At 37.4% G+C, this 1,273-nt stretch carries 1 protein-coding gene; it reads left to right on the top strand.

From position 1 onward, the window contains the following. Window positions 1-303 precede the first annotated feature (303 nt). Window positions 304-1,273, top strand: a 970-nt coding sequence (locus tag BN3657_RS00025; RefSeq protein ID WP_244946987.1) for a reverse transcriptase domain-containing protein, incomplete at its 3' end; no start/stop codon positions are given.

Below are 1,273 nucleotides of genomic sequence, written 5' to 3'. Positions count from 1 at the left end.
CTAAACACAGGCTTAGAGGAAGAACCTAAACGTATTCAAAGATAAGATTGTCGGAACGTGGTAAGCCAAGAGCATGGAAGCAGTCTAATGCTAATGAAGTGTTGAATGGGAAAATGACTGAAAAAAAACAGCATATAACCGTTCTTTATCTTGGTGAAAGCGGTGGCACAGTACCTATGAAGCGAAAATAATAAGTTCGTGGAGGGATAGCCACCAGTCACAGGAAAGAACAAGAACTGAAATTAAGACAAACACAGCTTCGAGTATGACAAAGAAAATCAAATCCGAAAGGAGATGGTGACTGTGTCCACTTCGAAACAAACACTGAAACAAAGCAAAATCCGTTATACGGAATACTATGACTTGCAAAAAGTCCTTGATGATTTATATGAAGATAGCGGTAAGAATAAAGTATTTTCAAATTTAATGGAGTTGATAACTTCAAGAGAAAATATAAAACTTGCCTATCGCAGTATCAAAGGGAACAAAGGAAGTCATACAGCCGGAGTAGATGGCAGAACAATAAAACATCTATCAAGGCTAAATGAAGAAGAATACATTTCTCTCATACAAAAACAGTTTCATTGGTATAAACCACGCCCTGTAAAGAGAGTGGAGATACTAAAGCCTAATGGGAAAATAAGACCTTTAGGAATACCGACTATTGTAGACAGAATTGTACAACAATGTATCTTGCAAATATTAGAGCCGATATGTGAAGCCAAGTTTCATGACAGCTCCTATGGGTTTCGACCTAACAGGAGTACGGAACACGCTATTGCAGAATGTGCGAGACTAATGCAGATACAGCACTTACACTATGTAGTTGATATTGATATACAAGGATTTTTCGACAATGTATATCATGCAAAGCTCATAAGGCAACTTTGGAATTTGGGTATCCAAGACAAAAAGCTACTTTGTATCATTAAGGAAATGCTGAAAGCAGACATAGTTATGCCCGATAAAAAGGTAATTACACCAACAAAGGGAACACCACAAGGCGGTATATTATCACCGCTACTATCTAATGTAGTCTTGAACGAATTAGATTGGTGGGTTTCTTCTCAATGGCTGACAATGCCCACGCATTATCCATATAAACAGAGAACGAACAGTCAAGGAACAGAGATAAAAAGCCATACCTACAGAGCTTTAAGAACAAGCAACCTAAAAGAAATATACATTGTAAGGTATGCTGATGATTTTAAGATATTTTGCCGTAATTACTACGATGCAAAAAGAACCTATCAGGCAGTTACAAAATGGTTGC

It is taken from the genome of Peptoniphilus phoceensis (assembly GCF_001517665.2).
GTDB lineage: Bacteria > Bacillota > Clostridia > Tissierellales > Peptoniphilaceae > Peptoniphilus_A > Peptoniphilus_A timonensis.
The sequence above is the reverse complement of the archived record's forward strand: the minus strand, read 5'-3'. Positions and strand labels throughout refer to the sequence as shown.